This is a genomic window from Synechococcus sp. CS-1326 (assembly GCF_025128115.1).
In the GTDB taxonomy this organism is placed as follows: Bacteria; Cyanobacteriota; Cyanobacteriia; order PCC-6307; family Cyanobiaceae; genus Regnicoccus.
In genome coordinates this window covers 72336-87654 of record NZ_JAHLYV010000026.1, presented here as the reverse complement: position 1 = coordinate 87654, position 15319 = coordinate 72336, and the positions used below count along the sequence as shown (strand labels likewise).

Below are 15319 nucleotides of genomic sequence, written 5' to 3'. Positions count from 1 at the left end.
CTGCCGTGCGCCCCTCTCCTGGCTTCCAACTGGCGTTGCTGGCCCTGCTCAGCCTCATCCTCGCCACGGCGGTGCGGGCTCCGGCGATTCCAGCGATCGACCCACTCACCGGACCGCGGGCAGCGCTCAACAAAGACTGGATCGGCCGCGCCGTCCTCCCCGAAAACACAGCGATCCTGGTGATGGCCGGCCACGCCGACTCCCAGGCGATGGCGGGTGCGGGCACCCCCGGCGAAGCCGTCGCCCGCTTCGGGGCGGCGCCGATGGATCCGCTGATCCGCGACGAACTCCACTGGAACCTGCTCACCGCCCAACGGGTGGTGAGCCTGGCTCAGCAACGAGGCCTGAACGTCAGCCTCTATGTGCCTCCGCAGCGCACCATCGCCGACGGCGACGATCCGCGCACGAACTGGAGTGTCGGCAAGGCCTTCGCCCAGGGTGGCGGCTACGCCCTTGAGATCCACTTCGACGCCTACGGCCCCGATGGCTTCGGCTCGGGCCTGATCCCCCCGCTGCATCGACCGTTCAGTCGCCTGGATGAAAGCCTTGCCGCTGCCTTCGGGGCCTATCCCGCCAACTTCAGGGAGGGGCTCGGGGCACCGCGGCGGGGGATCGCGATCCTGGAGATCGGCAAACTGGAGGGCAGCCTGGAGGCGGCCCTGCGCGATCCGACCAGCCGCGAAGTGACCCTCAACGCGATCGCCACGCGGGTTGTGGACGCCTTTGCGGCGGGCCTCAGTCCACGGCCTGATGGGGCTGGCAACGTTCCCTGAGCGCGTCATCACCCAGCCAGTTCTGGGGACGGGTGAACAGATCGGTGAGCAGGGCCTCGCGACTGCCCGGCTCCGGCTGGTAGCCGTACTCCCAGCGCACCAGGGGAGGCAGCGACATCAGAATCGACTCGGTGCGGCCATTGGTCTGCAACCCGAAGATCGTGCCACGGTCGAAAACCAGATTGAACTCCACATAGCGACCGCGGCGATAGAGCTGGAACTGGCGCTCAGGCTCGCCGTAGGGAGTGTCCTGGCGCTTCGCGACGATCGGCCCATAGCTCGGCAGAAAGCCGTGACCGCAGGCCTGGGCCAGGGAGAACAACTGCTCCCAGCTCTGCTGTTGCACACCAGCGGCGGCGGCCCGCTCCGCGGCGGGACCCTCAGGGTCCTGGCCCTTGTAGAGAGCACCGGCCGGATCCTGGTAGTCGTAGAAGATGCCGCCGATGCCACGGGTTTCACCGCGGTGCTTCAGGTAGAAGTACTCGTCGCACCAGGCCTTGTAAACCGGGTAAAAGGCCGGGTTGACGCTGTCGCAGGCAGCTTTCAAGGTGCGGTGGAAGTGAATCGCATCGCTGAGAAAGGGATAGAACGGCGTGAGGTCGGCACCGCCCCCGAACCACCAGACAGGCCCGGCCTCGAAGTAGCGGTAGTTGAGATGCACCGTCGGCACATAGGGGTTGCGCGGGTGCAGCACCATCGAGGTTCCGGTGGCGAACCAGGGGTGGCCTTCGGCGTCGGGCCGCTGACTGAGGATCGATGGGGGAAGACGCTCCCCCTTCACTTCAGAGAAATTGACGCCGCCCTGCTCGAAGACGCGCCCAGCCGTCATCACCCGGGAGCGTCCACCGCCCCCCTCCGGCCGCTCCCAGCTCTCCTCCTGGAAGCTGCCTTCTCCGTCGAGGGCCTCGAGGCCAGCACAGATGCTGTCCTGAAGCCCCATCAGCAGCTGCTTCGCCCGGGCCCTGGAATCGGGGGGAGGCGTCTCGAGCCCGGCCGGATCCGCTCCTGTCTGCTGGGCCACTGCGTTTCGCCTCACGGGTTGGTCAGCCACTCAGCATCACCCCCGGGGGGCGAGGAAATCCTGCTCACCTTTCCAGGTCACCCTGCCCCTCCACAACCTTTCGAGAGCCTCTGTCACGGGCATCACGCCTAGGATCGCCATTCGAATGAATGCCGAGGGGATGGCCACCGCTGATCAGGCGCTTGAGGCCTTGAACCATCTGCACGACGCCGGCAGTGGTCGAACCCTTCTCGATCTGGGCTGGATCGGCCAGGTGCGGGTCCACGCCAGCCGGGCTGTGTTCCGCCTGGCCCTGCCCGGCTATGCCACGAGTCAGCGGGAGCGCATCGCCGCCGATGCCCGTGCTGCCCTGCTGAAGCTCGAGGGCATCGATGACGTGCAGATCGAAATCTCCCAGCCTGAGGCCCCTGATTCCGGCCACGGGCATGGTCATGGCCCCGCCAGCGGGTCCTCTTTGCCTTCCAAGCAGGGCATCCCAGGGGTGAAACGGGTGATCGCCGTGAGCAGCGGCAAAGGTGGCGTGGGCAAGAGCACCGTGGCGGTGAACCTGGCCTGTGCGATGGCGCGCCTGGGGTTGCGGGTCGGTCTGCTCGACGCCGACATCTACGGGCCGAATGTCCCCACGATGCTGGGGGTGGCCGATCGCACTCCGGAGGTGCGCGGCAGTGGCGACCAGCAGATCCTCACGCCGATCGAAGTCTGTGGTGTGGCGATGGTGTCGATGGGGCTGCTGATCCAGGAGAACCAGCCGGTGGTCTGGCGCGGGCCGATGCTGAATGGCATCATCCGCCAGTTTCTGTACCAGGTGGAGTGGGGCGAGCGCGATGTGCTCGTGGTTGATCTGCCGCCCGGCACCGGCGATGCCCAGCTCACCCTCGCTCAGGCCGTTCCGATGGCCGGAGTGGTGATCGTCACCACTCCCCAGAAGGTGTCGCTTCAGGACGCAAGAAGGGGCCTGGCGATGTTTCTGCAAATGGGCGTCAGCGTGTTGGGTGTGATCGAAAACATGAGTGTGTTCATCCCTCCTGATCGCCCTGATTCCCGCTACGCCATCTTCGGCTCCGGTGGCGGCGCCGAACTCGCCAGTGAAGCCAACGTGCCCCTGCTGGCACAACTGCCCCTGGAGCTGCAGGTGGTCGAAGCCGGTGACCGGGGCCTGCCGGTGGTGGTGGCCCAGCCCCAATCCAGCACCGCCGAGGCATTTATGGCCCTCGCCGAAACGCTGCTGCTGCCAAGCCTGAGCCACGCCTGAGCGTGATGTCCTCACGGAGCGGGCGGCGCAGTGTGTTCAGCCAGGCGCGCCCGGCCCGGCGCGCCTGGCTGCACGGGGTGGATCTGGTGCTGTGGGGAATCCCTCTGGCCATGACCTTTCTGGCCGGGATTCTGATCGCCAGCACCCAGCGTCAGGCCGATTACGCCGACTGGTACCAGCACTGGATCACCGGGGCGGTGGGGCTGGCCCTGGCCCTGCTGCTGGCCCGCCTGCCGTTGAGCCGGCTCAACGGCCTGCTCCTGCCGCTCTATGGCCTCACTGTGCTCAGCCTGATCAGCGTGCGCTTCATCGGCACCTCAGCCCTCGGTGCCCAGCGCTGGATCAACATCGCCGGCTTTCATGTGCAGCCATCCGAGTTCGCCAAACTCGGTGCGATCCTGCTGCTGGCGGGGGTTCTCTCCCGTTTCCCGGTCGAGCGGCCCGTCGACCTGCTGAGGCCGACGGGGGTGTTCCTGATCCCCTGGCTGCTGGTGTTCATCGAACCCAACCTGGGCACATCCCTGGTCTTCGGAGCCATCCTGCTGGTGATGCTGTTCTGGGCCGGGATGCCGTTGGCCTGGGTGATCCTGCTGCTCTCACCGCTCGCCGCGGCGATTCTGGCTGGCACCTTCCCGCTGGCCCTGCTGGCCCTGATTCCCCTGATGGGAGTGCTCGCCTACCGCTCTCTGCCCTGGAAGCGCACCGGCCTGGCGATCGTTCTGGCGATTCAGGGGCTGGCCTCCCTGCTCACCCCCTACCTCTGGCAGCATGGGCTGAAGGGTTATCAGCGCGACAGGCTGGTGATGTTCCTCGACCCCTCCAAGGATCCGTTGGGTGGGGGCTATCACCTCCTGCAGAGCAAGATCGGCATCGGTTCCGGCGAACTGTGGGGAACGGGCCTGATGCATGGCCAGCTCACCAAGCTCCGTTTCATCCCGGAGCAGCACACCGATTTCATTTTCAGCGCCCTTGGGGAGGAAACCGGCTTCATCGGTTCGATGCTGGTGGTGATCGGTTTCGTCACGCTGATCTGGCGGCTGCTGCAGATCGCCGGCAAAGCCCGCTCCGATTTCGAATCCCTGATCGTGGTCGGGGTCGGGGCCATGGTGATGTTTCAGGTGGTGGTCAACATCTTCATGACGATCGGCCTGGGTCCGGTCACCGGCATCCCCCTGCCCTGGATGAGCTATGGCCGCTCTTCCATGCTCGTCAACTTCATCGCCCTCGGCCTCTGCGCCTCGGTGCACCGGCACAGCCGCACCAGCCAGGGGGGGTGGTGAGAGGCCCCAGCCTGCATCGGCTGAGGCAGCGGCTGGCGGAGGGGGTTCCGGCCGGGCGAGGCGATGAGGACGGCGTCCGGCGCCAGTGGTGGGCCGCCCTTGCCACCCTGCAGGAAGATTTCCTGCTGCCGCTCCAACCCCTGCGGGGTCTCTGGATCGCCTCGCCGTTGCCGGCCCTCTACGAACCCGAGCTGTTGCGACAACTGAGGGGATGGGTGTGGACTCCGCCGGAGGTCGGTTCCGTGCTGGAAGATCGGCCACCCCTGCTGCCTGGCAGCCTGACGGGCCAGGCCCGCCCTGCCGACGCCGCTCCCCCCGGCTTCGAGCGACTGATTCTCGATGAAGACGACGGCACAGACCCGTTTCTGCTGCTGTTCACACCCCAGTTCCAGGTGGCGATGGCCCTGGAGGGGGAGCTCCAGCGGCGTCGGCTGATCCTGCGCTTCGACCCCGCCACCCTGGCGGACGCCCTGCGGCTGGTGGACGAACGGCTGCACAGCCGCAGCCCAGAGGCAGCCCGCCAGTTGCGCAGTGCCCTCAAGGAGCTCGGGGCCCTGCGCTGTGAAGAGAACACGGCCCTGACCTTCTGGCCCCGGCTGGGGGAGCGGCTGGCGGCGATGGCCCCCAGCATCACCCTGCAGCCCGTCGTCCAGACCCAGGCGCCGCGGGAGGGCGGTCAGGCGGCCGACGCCAGAGGGGAACTGCGGCTGCTGGAAGCACTCACCCACGAAGTGCGCACCCCACTGACCACGATCCGCACCCTGATCCGCCTGCTCCTGCGCCGCCTGGACCTTCCCACCGGGGTGCGACAACGGCTGGAGCAGATTGACGGCGAATGCAGTGAGCAGATCGATCGATTCGGCCTGATCTTCCACGCCGCTGAACTGCAGCGACGCCCCCAGCCCCGCCAGACCCTCGCCCGCACTGATCTCACAGCGCTGTTGTACCAGCTCCAGCCGCTCTGGGAGCGGCAACTGGGGCGCAGGGAGCTGGGGCTCCGTTACGAGATCGAGCCCCACCTGCCACCCGTGCTGAGCGATCCCAGCCTGATGGAAACCATGTTCGGCGGGCTGATCGACCGCTTCACCCGCAGCCTGCCGGCCGGGAGCACCATGCTGGTTCGCCTGCAGCCGGCCGGATCGCGCCTGAAACTGCAGCTCAGCTGTGTCAACCCACCGGCGGAAGGAACAGCGGCACCCACTGCTGCAGCCCCGTCTGCCGTTGGCCCTGTCCTGAGCTGGGACCCCCTAACGGGAAGCCTTCAGCTCAGCCATCAGGCCACCCAGCAGATCTTCCACAGCCTGGGTGGTCGCCTGACTGAGCGGGCCGGCCAGGGGCTCACGGTGTTCTTCCCGCTGGCCGGTGCTCCCCCCCAGCCAGGCGCCTGAACCGGAACCCAGGTTTGTTGACGGGTGTGACGAGTGCGCAGCCGCAACGAAAAGGCCAGGAATCACGGTGCTAACTTCCAGCCGAAATGGTTCCGCGGCCCTTCGGGGAACGCCAACTCACCTCCCCCAACAGCCATGACAGCAACGGCGCTGAGCGGTCAACTCCCCAAGTACATCGGCAGCACCGGCGGTCTGCTCAATTCCGCTGAAACCGAGGAGAAGTACGCCATCACCTGGACAAGCAGCAAGGCTCAGGCCTTCGAACTTCCCACCGGTGGCGCTGCTGAAATGAATGAAGGCGAGAACATCATGTACTTCGCCCGCAAGGAGCAGTGCCTGGCACTCGGAACCCAGTTGCGGACCAAGTTCAAGCCCCGTATCGAGGACTACAAGATCTACCGGATCTTCCCCGGCGGCGACACCGAGTATCTGCACCCGAAGGACGGAGTCTTCCCGGAGAAAGTGAACGAAGGGCGGCAGATGGTCGGCCATAACCCCCGCCGGATCGGTGAAAATCCAAATCCTTCCACGATCAAATTCAGCGGTCGCAACAGCTTCGACACCTGAAGCGTCCTGCGCCCTGTGAGGGGCCAACCCTTCAACCCTTAGAAAGGCGGGGCCAGGTGCCCCGTTTTTTTTGCCTGGATGCAGCCGTGATGCCCTTTCCCGATCACGCCGGCTTCGCTGAGCTTGTGGCTGCCGGCAACACCTACATCCCGGTCTGGAAGCGCTGGCCCGCCGACCTGGAAACCCCTCTCACCACCTGGCTCAAGGTGGGGGCCAGCAGTCGCCATGGCGTGTTGCTCGAATCCGTCGAGGGGGGAGAGCGGCTGGGGCGCTGGAGTCTCGTGGTCGCTGAGCCGCTCTGGACCCTCACGGTTCGGGGCGAGCGGGCCCTGCAGTGCTGGCGGGATGGTCGGGAAACGGAGCACCGGGGCAACCCGTTCGAACTGCTGCCCCGCTGCCTGGAGGGCCTGCGTTCGGCACGGGTGCCGGGTCTGCCGCCGCTGGGGCAGCTGTTCGGTTTCTGGGGCTACGAACTGATCCGCTGGATCGAACCCACGGTGCCTGTCCATCCCAATGATCCCGAAGGGCCACCGGAAGGCTGCTGGATGCTGGCCGACAGCCTGCTGGTGTTCGACCAGGTGAAACGCCAGCTCACCGCCCTGGCCTATGCGGATCTCAGCAACGGCGCCAGCCCGGAGGAGGCCTACGCCGTGGCCGAAACCCGCATCGCCGCCCTGGAACAGCGCATGCGCGGTCCGCTCCCCAGCGGGGTGGCACCTCTGGAGTGGACCTCAGAACCGAGCCGGGATCTGATCACCACAGGCAACCGCACCCAGGCCGACTACGAAACGGCGGTGGTGGCGGCCAGGGAACACATCGCCGCCGGCGACGTGTTCCAGCTGGTGATCAGTCAAAGGCTCGAAACCAGGATGCGGCGGGATCCGTTCGAGATCTACCGCAGCCTGCGGATGGTGAACCCCTCCCCCTACATGGCCTTTTTCAACTTCGGTGGCTGGTCTCTGATCGGCTCGAGCCCGGAGGTGATGGTGAAAGCCGAGCCCGCCGATCAGGGGATCCGGGCCTCGCTGCGACCGATTGCCGGAACCCGGCACCGAGGCGGCACGGACGCGGAGGATCAACGCCTGGAGGAAGAGTTGCTCGCCGATCCCAAGGAGCGGGCGGAGCATGTGATGCTGGTGGACCTGGGCCGCAACGACCTGGGGCGGGTCTGCCGACCCGGCAGCGTCGCGGTCACCGAGCTGATGGTGATCGAGCGCTATTCCCACGTCATGCACATCGTCAGCCAGGTGGAAGGACTGCTCGCTCCCGGCCAGGACATCTGGGCCCTGTTGAAAGCCTCCTTCCCAGCAGGCACAGTCAGTGGCGCGCCGAAAATCAGGGCCATGCAACTGATCCATGCGCTTGAGCCCGATGCCCGGGGGCCTTACTCCGGGGTGTACGGAGCCGTCGACCTCTGCGGAGCGCTCAACACCGCCATCACGATCCGCACCATGGTGGTGCTGCCTCACCCTGAGGGCGGATGGAGGGTGCAGGTCCAGGCGGGCGCCGGACTGGTGGCCGATTCCATCCCGGCCACCGAGTATCAGGAGACCCTCAACAAGGCCCAGGGGTTGCTCAAGGCCCTCGCCTGCCTGGAGGATGAAACGCCATGAGTGGTCCCTTGCTTCTGAAGGGCTTCGAGGTTGAGCTGTTCACCGGCCGGGCCGATGGCAGCGTGGTCGGCGTCGCCGAGCAGGTGGCCGCAACCCTGCCCGGCTTCGTGACCGAACCGGACCACCGCAACCTGGAGTACATCACTCATCCGGATGCCCACTACAGCGATCAGCTGACCATGCTTCAGGAGCCGCGGCGTCAGTTGCGGCAATGGCTGCAGAAGCGGCAACTCACCCTGCTGCCGGGCAGCACCTTGAGCCTGGGGGACAGCAGCCGATTCGAGCGGTCCGATCCCGCCAACGCCTATCACGGCTTCATCGAGGCCTCCTACGGCACCCGGGTGGTCACCGCCAGCGTGCATATCAACCTGGGGATCACGGCGATGGAACCACTCTTCGCCGCCTGCAGGCTGATCCGCTGCGAAGCCGCACTGCTGCTTGCCCTCAGCGCCAGTTCCCCCTTCCTCGATGGCGAGGCCACCGGAGCCCATTCGCAGCGCTGGCTCCAGTTCCCGCTCACCCCGGCCAAAGTTCCCCTGTTTCTGAATCATCCCCACTACATCGGTTGGATGGAAGAGCAATTGCTGGCCGGCACGATGCAGAACGTGAGACATCTCTGGACCTCGGTGCGCCCCAACGGTGAATGCCGCCCCCACGACCTGAATCGGCTTGAGATCCGCATCTGCGACCTGATCAGCGATCCACTGGTGCTGCTGGCCATCACGGCCTTTGCGGAATTGCGCCTGCACCAGTTGGGCCAGGATCCTGCCGCCCACGATCCGCTGCAGGCCAGCAGGCTCAGCCCAGTCGAGCTGGCTGAACTGGCCGACAGCAATGATCTCGCAGCGGCCCGCGGCAGCCTGGATGCCAGCCTGCTCGACTGGCGCACGGGCGAACATCGCCAGGCCCGCGCCTGGATTCAGGCGGAGCTCTCGGCGATGCAGCCCCTGGCCCGGCAGCTGGGCCTCGACCGCTGGCTCGCTCCGCTGGACCCGGTGCTGGAACGGGGCAATGAGGCGATGCGCTGGTTGGCCCTGCACAGCCAGGGGGCCAGCATCGCCTCGATTCTCAGCGCTGAGATTCAGGGAATGACGGAAAGCGAACGCCAGGCGGCACCACGCAACACAGCGACCCTCAACCCTTTGGGATGATCATGAGCCCTTCCTTCGCTGAGCCGGCTCCCATGCGGCAGTCTCTGACCGCCCAATCAGCCGCCGTGGATGATCCCCAAGGCCTGGATCCCACCCTGCCCGCCCCGAGGGTGACCCGACTGCTCGGCGAACGACTGGAGCTGGTGGAGGATCTCTGGAAAACAGTTCTGCTCAGTGAGTGTCCGCCTGATCAAGCCAGGCGTTTGCTGAGGTTGAAGGAACTCAGCGAGCCCAACGGCAGCCCCGATGGGTTGGAGTGCATCACCCCGATCGTGCAGCTGATCCGGGACATGGACCTGGCCGAAGCGATCGCCGCGGCCCGGGCCTTCTCCCTCTACTTCCAGCTGGTGAACATCCTCGAGCAACACATCGAGGAAGACAGTTATCTGGCCAGCCTCAAGGACGGATTGCCACCTCCGAGCCCGGACCCCTTCGCCCCCCCCCTGGCCAGCCAGACCGATCCAGCCACCTTCAAGGAGCTGTTCACCCGTCTTCGCGGCCTGAACGTCCCCCCCGCCCAGCTCGAAACGCTGCTGCAGGAGCTGGACATCCGGCTCGTCTTCACGGCCCACCCCACCGAAATCGTCAGGCACACGGTCAGGCATAAGCAGCGACGGGTCGCCTCCCTGATCCAGAAGCTGCAGCAGGACAGTCCGGCCGAACTGCACGATGAACGCAACCTGCGGCTGCAGCTTGAGGAGGAGATTCGCCTCTGGTGGCGCACCGACGAGCTGCACCAGTTCAAGCCCTCCGTGCTCGACGAGGTGGATTACGCCCTGCACTACTTCCAGCAGGTGCTCTTTGACGCCCTGCCCCTGCTGCGCCTGCGCATCCACAGCGCCCTGGCCGGCAGCTACCCAGATGTCGAACCACCCCGTGATGCGTTCTGCACCTTCGGCTCCTGGGTGGGCGCCGACCGGGATGGCAACCCCTCCGTCACACCCGACATCACCTGGCGCACCGCCTGTTATCAGCGTCAGATGATGATCGAGCGCTACATCAGCGCCGTCGGAGATCTGCGCGACCAGCTCAGCATCTCCATGCAATGGAGCCAGGTGAGCGCTCCGCTGCTCGAATCGCTGGAAATCGATCGGCTGCGCTTCCCCGACATCTACGAGGAGCGGGCCGCCCGCTACCGGCTCGAACCCTATCGGCTCAAGCTCAGTTACACCCTGGAGCGGCTCCAGCTCACCCACCAGCGCAACCAGCAACTGGCTGAAGCTGGCTGGGAATCCCCCTGCGACGGTCCCAGCAATCCGATCGGGCTGTCATCCATCGGCACCGGGCTGGTCTCCTCCCCGGCCGAGGATCTTCACTACGACTCCGTCGATGCGTTCCGCACCGACCTCGAACTGCTCCGCGACAGCCTCGAGAACACCGGGCTGAGCTGTGAGCCACTGCGCAAGCTGCTCAGCCAGGTGCACATCTTCGGCTTCAGCCTCGCCACCCTCGACATCCGCCAGGAAAGCACCCGACACAGTGACGCCCTGGATGAACTGAGCCGCTACCTGCAACTGCCGATTCCCTACGGCGAGATGGATGAGGAACAGCGCATCGTCTGGCTGCTCGATGAGCTGCAGACCCGCCGCCCCCTGCTGCCGCCAGCCGCTGCCTGGACAGCCTCCACCGCCGAATCGTTTGGTGTGTTCCGCATGCTGGAGCGGCTGCAGCGGGAGTTCGGCACCCGGATCTGCAGCAGTTACGTGATCTCGATGTCCCATACGGTCTCGGATCTGCTGGAGGTGATGCTTCTGGCCAAGGAGGCCGGTCTGGTGGACCCTCAGGCCGTGAGCACCCAGCTGCTGGTGGTGCCCCTGTTCGAAACCGTCGAAGACCTGCAACGGGCTCCGGCCGTGATGGATCGGCTGTTCGCCGAACCCTTCTATCGCCGGTTGCTGGCCAGCAGCAGTGACACGGGCAAGCCGCTGCAGGAAGTGATGCTGGGCTACTCAGACAGCAACAAGGATTCCGGCTTCCTCTCCAGCAACTGGGAGATCCACAAGGCTCAGATCTCCCTGCAGCGTCTGGCCAGCCAGCACGATGTGGCCCTGCGCATCTTCCACGGTCGGGGTGGATCGGTGGGCCGCGGCGGCGGTCCCGCCTACCAGGCGATTCTGGCCCAACCCAGCGGCACCATGAACGGGCGGATCAAGATCACCGAGCAGGGTGAGGTGCTGGCCTCGAAATACTCCCTGCCGGAGCTGGCGCTCTACAACCTCGAAACAATGACCACTGCCGTGCTCCAGAACAGTCTGGTCAGCACCAGCCTCGATGACACGCCCAGCTGGAATGCCCTGATGGCCAGGCTGGGGGCCAGCTCGCGCCGGCATTACCGCAAGCTCGTCCACGAGAATCCTGATCTGGTCGCCTTCTTCCAGCAGGTCACGCCGATCGAGGAGATCAGCAAACTGCAGATCTCCAGCCGGCCGGCCCGGCGCAAGAGCGGCGCCAAGGATCTCTCCAGCCTGCGGGCGATTCCCTGGGTGTTCGGCTGGACCCAGAGCCGTTTTCTGCTGCCCAGCTGGTTTGGGGTCGGGGCCGCTTTGCAGGAGGAACTGGAGCAGGACCCAGGCCAGCTTGAGCTGCTGCGGCTGCTCTACCAGCGCTGGCCTTTCTTCCGAATGCTGATCTCAAAGGTGGAGATGACCCTCTCGAAGGTCGACCTCGATCTGGCCCATCATTATGTGCAGGCCCTCGGCCGTCCGGAAAACCGCGAGGCTTTCGAGCAGATCTTCGAGGTGATCGCCGCTGAGTTCATTCTCACCCGTGATTTCGTCCTGCAGATCTCCGGCCACAAACGGCTGCTCGATGGCGACCCGGCACTGCAGCTCTCGGTAGACCTGCGCAACCGCACGATCATTCCGCTGGGTTTCCTGCAGGTGGCCCTGCTGCGAAGGCTGCGGGATCAGAACCGTCAACCACCGATGAGCGAAGCGAGCGGCGAGCGGGGCGATGGACGCACCTACAGCCGCAGTGAACTGCTGCGCGGCGCGCTGCTGACGATCAACGGCATCGCTGCCGGCATGCGCAACACGGGCTGAACAGCGATTGATTCCTTTTCGCAGTCAACCCGCCTCTCCGCGGCTCCCCGAGGGATACACGCTCAGCAGTGAGGATCTGCCCAGTCCAGCGGAACTCAATCAACTGCTGATGTCCTGCGGGGAACAAGGCCGGAAACCGGAGCGCCTGCGCCTGGGGCTGGAACGCAGTGCCTGGCACTTCAGTGTGCGTGATCGATCCGGAACGCTGGTGGGTTTCGTGCGGGCCACCAGCGATCAGGCCCTCAATGCCAATCTCTGGGATCTGGCCGCCTCCCCGACCGATCAGGAGCAGGCCATCCTGTTCTCGGTGCTGGTGCACAAGGCCCTGGCTCGCCTGAGAAAAGAGCTGAGCGGCTGCAGTGTTTCCGTGGCGGCTCCACCTGCGGCCCTTCAGGCTCTGCAACATCACGGCTTTCTGGTGGATCCAGGGGGAATCCGCGCCATGGGGCTCTCCCTGGAAGCACCGGTTTTGAGCAAGGGTGAAACGAGCATGGAGGGATTCGAACCCCCGACCCTCAGAACCGGAATCTGATGCTCTATCCAGCTGAGCTACATGCCCGTGTTGCGGCAAGAAACCGCACAGGCCCAGGCGGCTGCCTGTCCTGATCGGGGTACCTTAGCGGCACGTCGCCCCGGTCCCATTCAGCTCAACCGACTGGAGCTGCATCACTTCCGCAACTACTCCCATCTGACGCTCGACCTGGAGGCCCCGAGGCTGCTGGTGATCGGCGCCAACGGCGAAGGCAAATCCAACCTTCTGGAGGCCGTCGAACTACTGGGCAGCCTCCGTTCGCACCGCGCCGCCAACGACCAGGATCTGATCGAACATGGCCAGCCCGCCGCCAGGATCCTGGCCCGCTGCGGCGATGACCAGCTGGAGCTGGAGCTCAGACGGCGCGGCGGCCGTCTGGCCAGGCGAAATGGCAAAGCGCTTGAGCGCCAGCACGACCTGATCGGTCCCCTGCGGGTGGTTGGGTTCAGCGCCCTCGACCTGGAGCTGGTACGGGGTGAACCGGCCCTCAGGCGCCATTGGCTGGATCGGGTGGTTCTTCAGCTCGAGCCGGTCTACAGCGAGTTGCTGCGCCGCTATGGACGGCTGCTGCGCCAGCGCGCCCACCTGTTCAAACGGGGCCTGGGAGCGGATCAGCACCCCGACCTGCTGGATGCCTTCGACCAGCAGATGGCCCTGGTGGGCACACGGCTGCATCGCCGCCGCCGCCGGGCCCTGGCTCGGTTGCAGCCCCTTGCCGCCGCCTGGCAACAGCACCTCAGCGGCGGCAAGGAGAGACTGGAGCTCGTGTATCAGGCCGGCAGCCGTCTCGACGGCCAGGAGGAGGAGGCACCCTGGCGGGAAGCGCTCAGCGAACAGCTGCGGGGGCAGAGGGCAGAGGAAATCCGCCTTGGTCACTGCCTTGTCGGTCCCCATCGCGATGAGATCGGCATGCTGCTGGCCGGACAACCGGCACGGCGCTACGGGTCGGCCGGCCAGCAACGCACCCTCGTGCTGGCCCTGAAGCTGGCCGAACTGGAGCTGGTGCGACAGCTCTGGGGGCAACCGCCCCTGCTGCTGCTCGATGACGTCCTGGCCGAACTCGACGCCCAACGCCAGCAACTCCTGCTGGAAGCTGTGGGTGATGGCCACCAGTGCCTGATCAGCGCTACCCATGTGGAGAGGTTCGGTGCCGGCTGGGCAGCGCGATCCCAGCTGGTGAACGTCTGTGGCGGGGCGGTGATGCCGATCCCATCGGGTGGTGCCTAGGATAGATAGCTGTTCGATCGACTTCGATGACCCAGACCCTGCCCTGCCTCCACCCCAACCCGGGATGGAGTGGAGCCCAAAGCAGCGACATCCCCCAGCCCCACGCTCCCAGTGCCCCCGAAATGGTGGGGAAACACTGCATCCTCGAGCTCTACGACTGTGACTCCGCCAAGCTCGATGACGAAGCATTTCTCAGGAGCGCCATCACCAACGCAGCAAAGCGTGCTGGCGCCACACTCCTGAACCTGATCACCCACCGGTTCGAACCACAGGGCGTGACGGGGTTGGCTCTTCTGGCTGAATCCCACATCTCGATCCACACCTGGCCCGAATCGGGCTATGCCGCCGTCGATGTGTTCACCTGCGGCGATCACACCATGCCGGAGCGGGCCTGTCAGGTGCTGAGCGAGGAACTCACGGCCGGCCACCACAAGCTCAAGAGCTTCCGGCGTGAAACGCCTCTGGCCATCACCGGCGAGATCCGATTACCGGTGGTGCTGGCGGCCTGAGCCAGCCATCGCCGGTTCGGAGGCTTCAGTCCCAGCCCCCCGAACCGGGCGGCCCGCCAATCTGGCCCTAGCTTGCCTGGCTGGGGCTCTTCCCGAGGCTCCGGCGGTTGAGCTTGCCACTCACCAGACCTTCAAGGTCCAGGCTCACCGCCGTGAAACCAAGGGCAAGGAACGCGCTGACAAGCTCCTGACGGGGCAGGGTCTGAAGCAACGAATCAACGGACGCGACCGGCACTTCGATCCTGGCGGTTTCTCCCTGGCAGCGGACCCGCATCTCGCGGACACCCTGCTGGCGCAACCAGTCTTCGGCAGCAGCCACCCTGTCCAGCCGCGTCGCGTTGATCGGCTCTCCATAGGGGAAGCGTGAGGCCAGACAGGGCTGGGCAGGCTTGTCCCACCAGGGGAATCCAAGGGCTCGAGACAGCTGGCGCACCGAAGCTTTGTCGATGCCAAGCTCCGCCAGTGGTGATGCCACACCACGCTCGCTCGCCGCCCGGATTCCGGGTCGGTGATCGCCGAGATCGTCAAGGTTCACACCATCGATCACCCGAGCAGCGCCCGCCTCGGCGGCCAAGAGAGCCAGCAGACTGTGCAGCTCTTTCTTGCAGGCATAACAGCGCTCGCTGGGATTGGCCGCATAGGCGGGATCGCTCAGCTCCGCCGTGGCGATCTCGCGATGACGGATCCCCATCCAGCTGGCCTGCCAACGGGCTTCCTGCAACAGATGGGGAGCCAGGGCCGGAGAGACACCGGTGATCGCCAGGGCCCTTTCACCGAGTTGCTCAGCTGCTATCGCCGCCACCAGGGCGCTGTCCACACCGCCGGAATAGGCGACGACGATGGGCTCCGGCGCTGCGAAGAACCGGCGCAGACGATCGAGCTGGTTCTGGAGACCCTCCGGCAGGGTTTCCACCAGAGGATGCTGAACCGATGACGACATGGCCCCGGGTTCGGCTCGTTAGAGT

12 protein-coding genes and 1 tRNA gene are annotated in these 15319 nt (G+C 65.7%); 10 read left to right on the top strand and 3 right to left on the bottom strand.

The genetic code is table 11. The annotated features are described in order from the left end of the window. Nucleotides 1-5: 5 nt before the first annotated feature. A complete protein-coding gene (locus KQ307_RS10055) occupies nucleotides 6-773 on the top strand; it encodes a dehydrogenase (protein ID WP_259727871.1) in 768 nt (255 codons plus the stop codon). On the opposite strand, the gene hemF is transcribed toward KQ307_RS10055, so the two are convergent. Further along, nucleotides 736-1809 carry an oxygen-dependent coproporphyrinogen oxidase gene (gene hemF / locus KQ307_RS10050; RefSeq protein ID WP_259700813.1) on the bottom strand — a complete coding sequence of 358 codons (1074 nt, stop codon included), beginning with the start codon at nucleotides 1807-1809 and terminating at the stop codon, nucleotides 736-738. The two genes, KQ307_RS10055 and hemF, sit on opposite strands and share 38 nt — an antisense overlap. Nucleotides 1810-1954: 145 nt before the next feature. On the opposite strand from hemF, the gene KQ307_RS10045 reads away from it, so the two are divergent. The 7 genes from KQ307_RS10045 to ppc all read left to right on the top strand — a co-directional run bounded on the left by KQ307_RS10045 (nucleotide 1955) and on the right by ppc (nucleotide 12086). Next, nucleotides 1955-3046, top strand: a complete 1092-nt coding sequence (locus tag KQ307_RS10045; RefSeq protein WP_259727870.1) for an Mrp/NBP35 family ATP-binding protein — start codon at nucleotides 1955-1957, stop codon at nucleotides 3044-3046. A 5-nt stretch (nucleotides 3047-3051) separates the two neighbouring features. Beyond that, on the top strand, nucleotides 3052-4326 hold the full coding sequence (gene rodA, locus KQ307_RS10040; protein WP_259727869.1) for a rod shape-determining protein RodA: 1275 nt from the start codon (nucleotides 3052-3054) through the stop codon (nucleotides 4324-4326). Beyond that, entirely contained in the window at nucleotides 4323-5714 is a 1392-nt protein-coding gene (locus KQ307_RS10035) for a histidine kinase dimerization/phospho-acceptor domain-containing protein (protein WP_259727868.1), read from the top strand. Before rodA ends, KQ307_RS10035 begins: the two co-directional genes overlap by 4 nt. A gap of 135 nt (nucleotides 5715-5849) precedes the next feature. Then, entirely contained in the window at nucleotides 5850-6281 is a 432-nt protein-coding gene (locus KQ307_RS10030; protein WP_259727891.1) for a photosystem I reaction center subunit II PsaD, read from the top strand. Between the two features lie 89 nt (nucleotides 6282-6370). Beyond that, a complete protein-coding gene (locus KQ307_RS10025; RefSeq protein ID WP_259700811.1) occupies nucleotides 6371-7894 on the top strand; it encodes an anthranilate synthase component I family protein in 1524 nt (507 codons plus the stop codon). Then, nucleotides 7891-9045 (top strand): glutamate--cysteine ligase, encoded by a 1155-nt coding sequence (gene gshA / locus KQ307_RS10020; RefSeq protein ID WP_259727867.1) that lies wholly within the window; start codon nucleotides 7891-7893, stop codon nucleotides 9043-9045. The genes KQ307_RS10025 and gshA overlap by 4 nt, the downstream gene beginning before the upstream one ends. Then, nucleotides 9042-12086 carry a phosphoenolpyruvate carboxylase gene (ppc, locus tag KQ307_RS10015; protein ID WP_399234759.1) on the top strand — a complete coding sequence of 1015 codons (3045 nt, stop codon included), beginning with the start codon at nucleotides 9042-9044 and terminating at the stop codon, nucleotides 12084-12086. The genes gshA and ppc overlap by 4 nt, the downstream gene beginning before the upstream one ends. 485 nt (nucleotides 12087-12571) lie before the next feature. Here ppc and KQ307_RS10005 read toward each other — a convergent pair. After that, nucleotides 12572-12645, bottom strand: a tRNA-Arg gene (locus tag KQ307_RS10005). Nucleotides 12646-12741: 96 nt separating this feature from the next. On the opposite strand from KQ307_RS10005, the gene recF reads away from it, so the two are divergent. Both recF and speD read left to right on the top strand, forming a co-directional pair. Beyond that, on the top strand, nucleotides 12742-13845 hold the full coding sequence (gene recF / locus KQ307_RS10000; RefSeq protein ID WP_259727889.1) for a DNA replication/repair protein RecF: 1104 nt from the start codon (nucleotides 12742-12744) through the stop codon (nucleotides 13843-13845). Between the two features lie 26 nt (nucleotides 13846-13871). Beyond that, a complete protein-coding gene (gene speD / locus KQ307_RS09995; RefSeq protein WP_259700808.1) occupies nucleotides 13872-14354 on the top strand; it encodes an adenosylmethionine decarboxylase in 483 nt (160 codons plus the stop codon). 67 nt (nucleotides 14355-14421) lie between these two features. Here the strand turns inward: speD and larE are convergent, their stop codons facing one another. Further along, entirely contained in the window at nucleotides 14422-15294 is an 873-nt protein-coding gene (larE, locus tag KQ307_RS09990; RefSeq protein WP_259700807.1) for an ATP-dependent sacrificial sulfur transferase LarE, read from the bottom strand. Nucleotides 15295-15319 lie beyond the last annotated feature (25 nt).

What these genes read in the sequence shown, in the direction of transcription:
- KQ307_RS10045 (WP_259727870.1), top strand. Translation starts at nt 1,955, where the DNA reads ATGGCCACCGCTGATCAGGCGCTTGAGGCCTTGAACCATCTGCACGAC.
- rodA (WP_259727869.1), top strand. Translation starts at nt 3,052, where the DNA reads ATGTCCTCACGGAGCGGGCGGCGCAGTGTGTTCAGCCAGGCGCGCCCG.
- KQ307_RS10030 (WP_259727891.1), top strand. Translation starts at nt 5,850, where the DNA reads ATGACAGCAACGGCGCTGAGCGGTCAACTCCCCAAGTACATCGGCAGC.
- KQ307_RS10025 (WP_259700811.1), top strand. Translation starts at nt 6,371, where the DNA reads ATGCCCTTTCCCGATCACGCCGGCTTCGCTGAGCTTGTGGCTGCCGGC.
- gshA (WP_259727867.1), top strand. Translation starts at nt 7,891, where the DNA reads ATGAGTGGTCCCTTGCTTCTGAAGGGCTTCGAGGTTGAGCTGTTCACC.
- ppc (WP_399234759.1), top strand. Translation starts at nt 9,042, where the DNA reads ATGATCATGAGCCCTTCCTTCGCTGAGCCGGCTCCCATGCGGCAGTCT.
- speD (WP_259700808.1), top strand. Translation starts at nt 13,872, where the DNA reads ATGACCCAGACCCTGCCCTGCCTCCACCCCAACCCGGGATGGAGTGGA.
- larE (WP_259700807.1), bottom strand. Translation starts at nt 15,294, where the DNA reads ATGTCGTCATCGGTTCAGCATCCTCTGGTGGAAACCCTGCCGGAGGGT.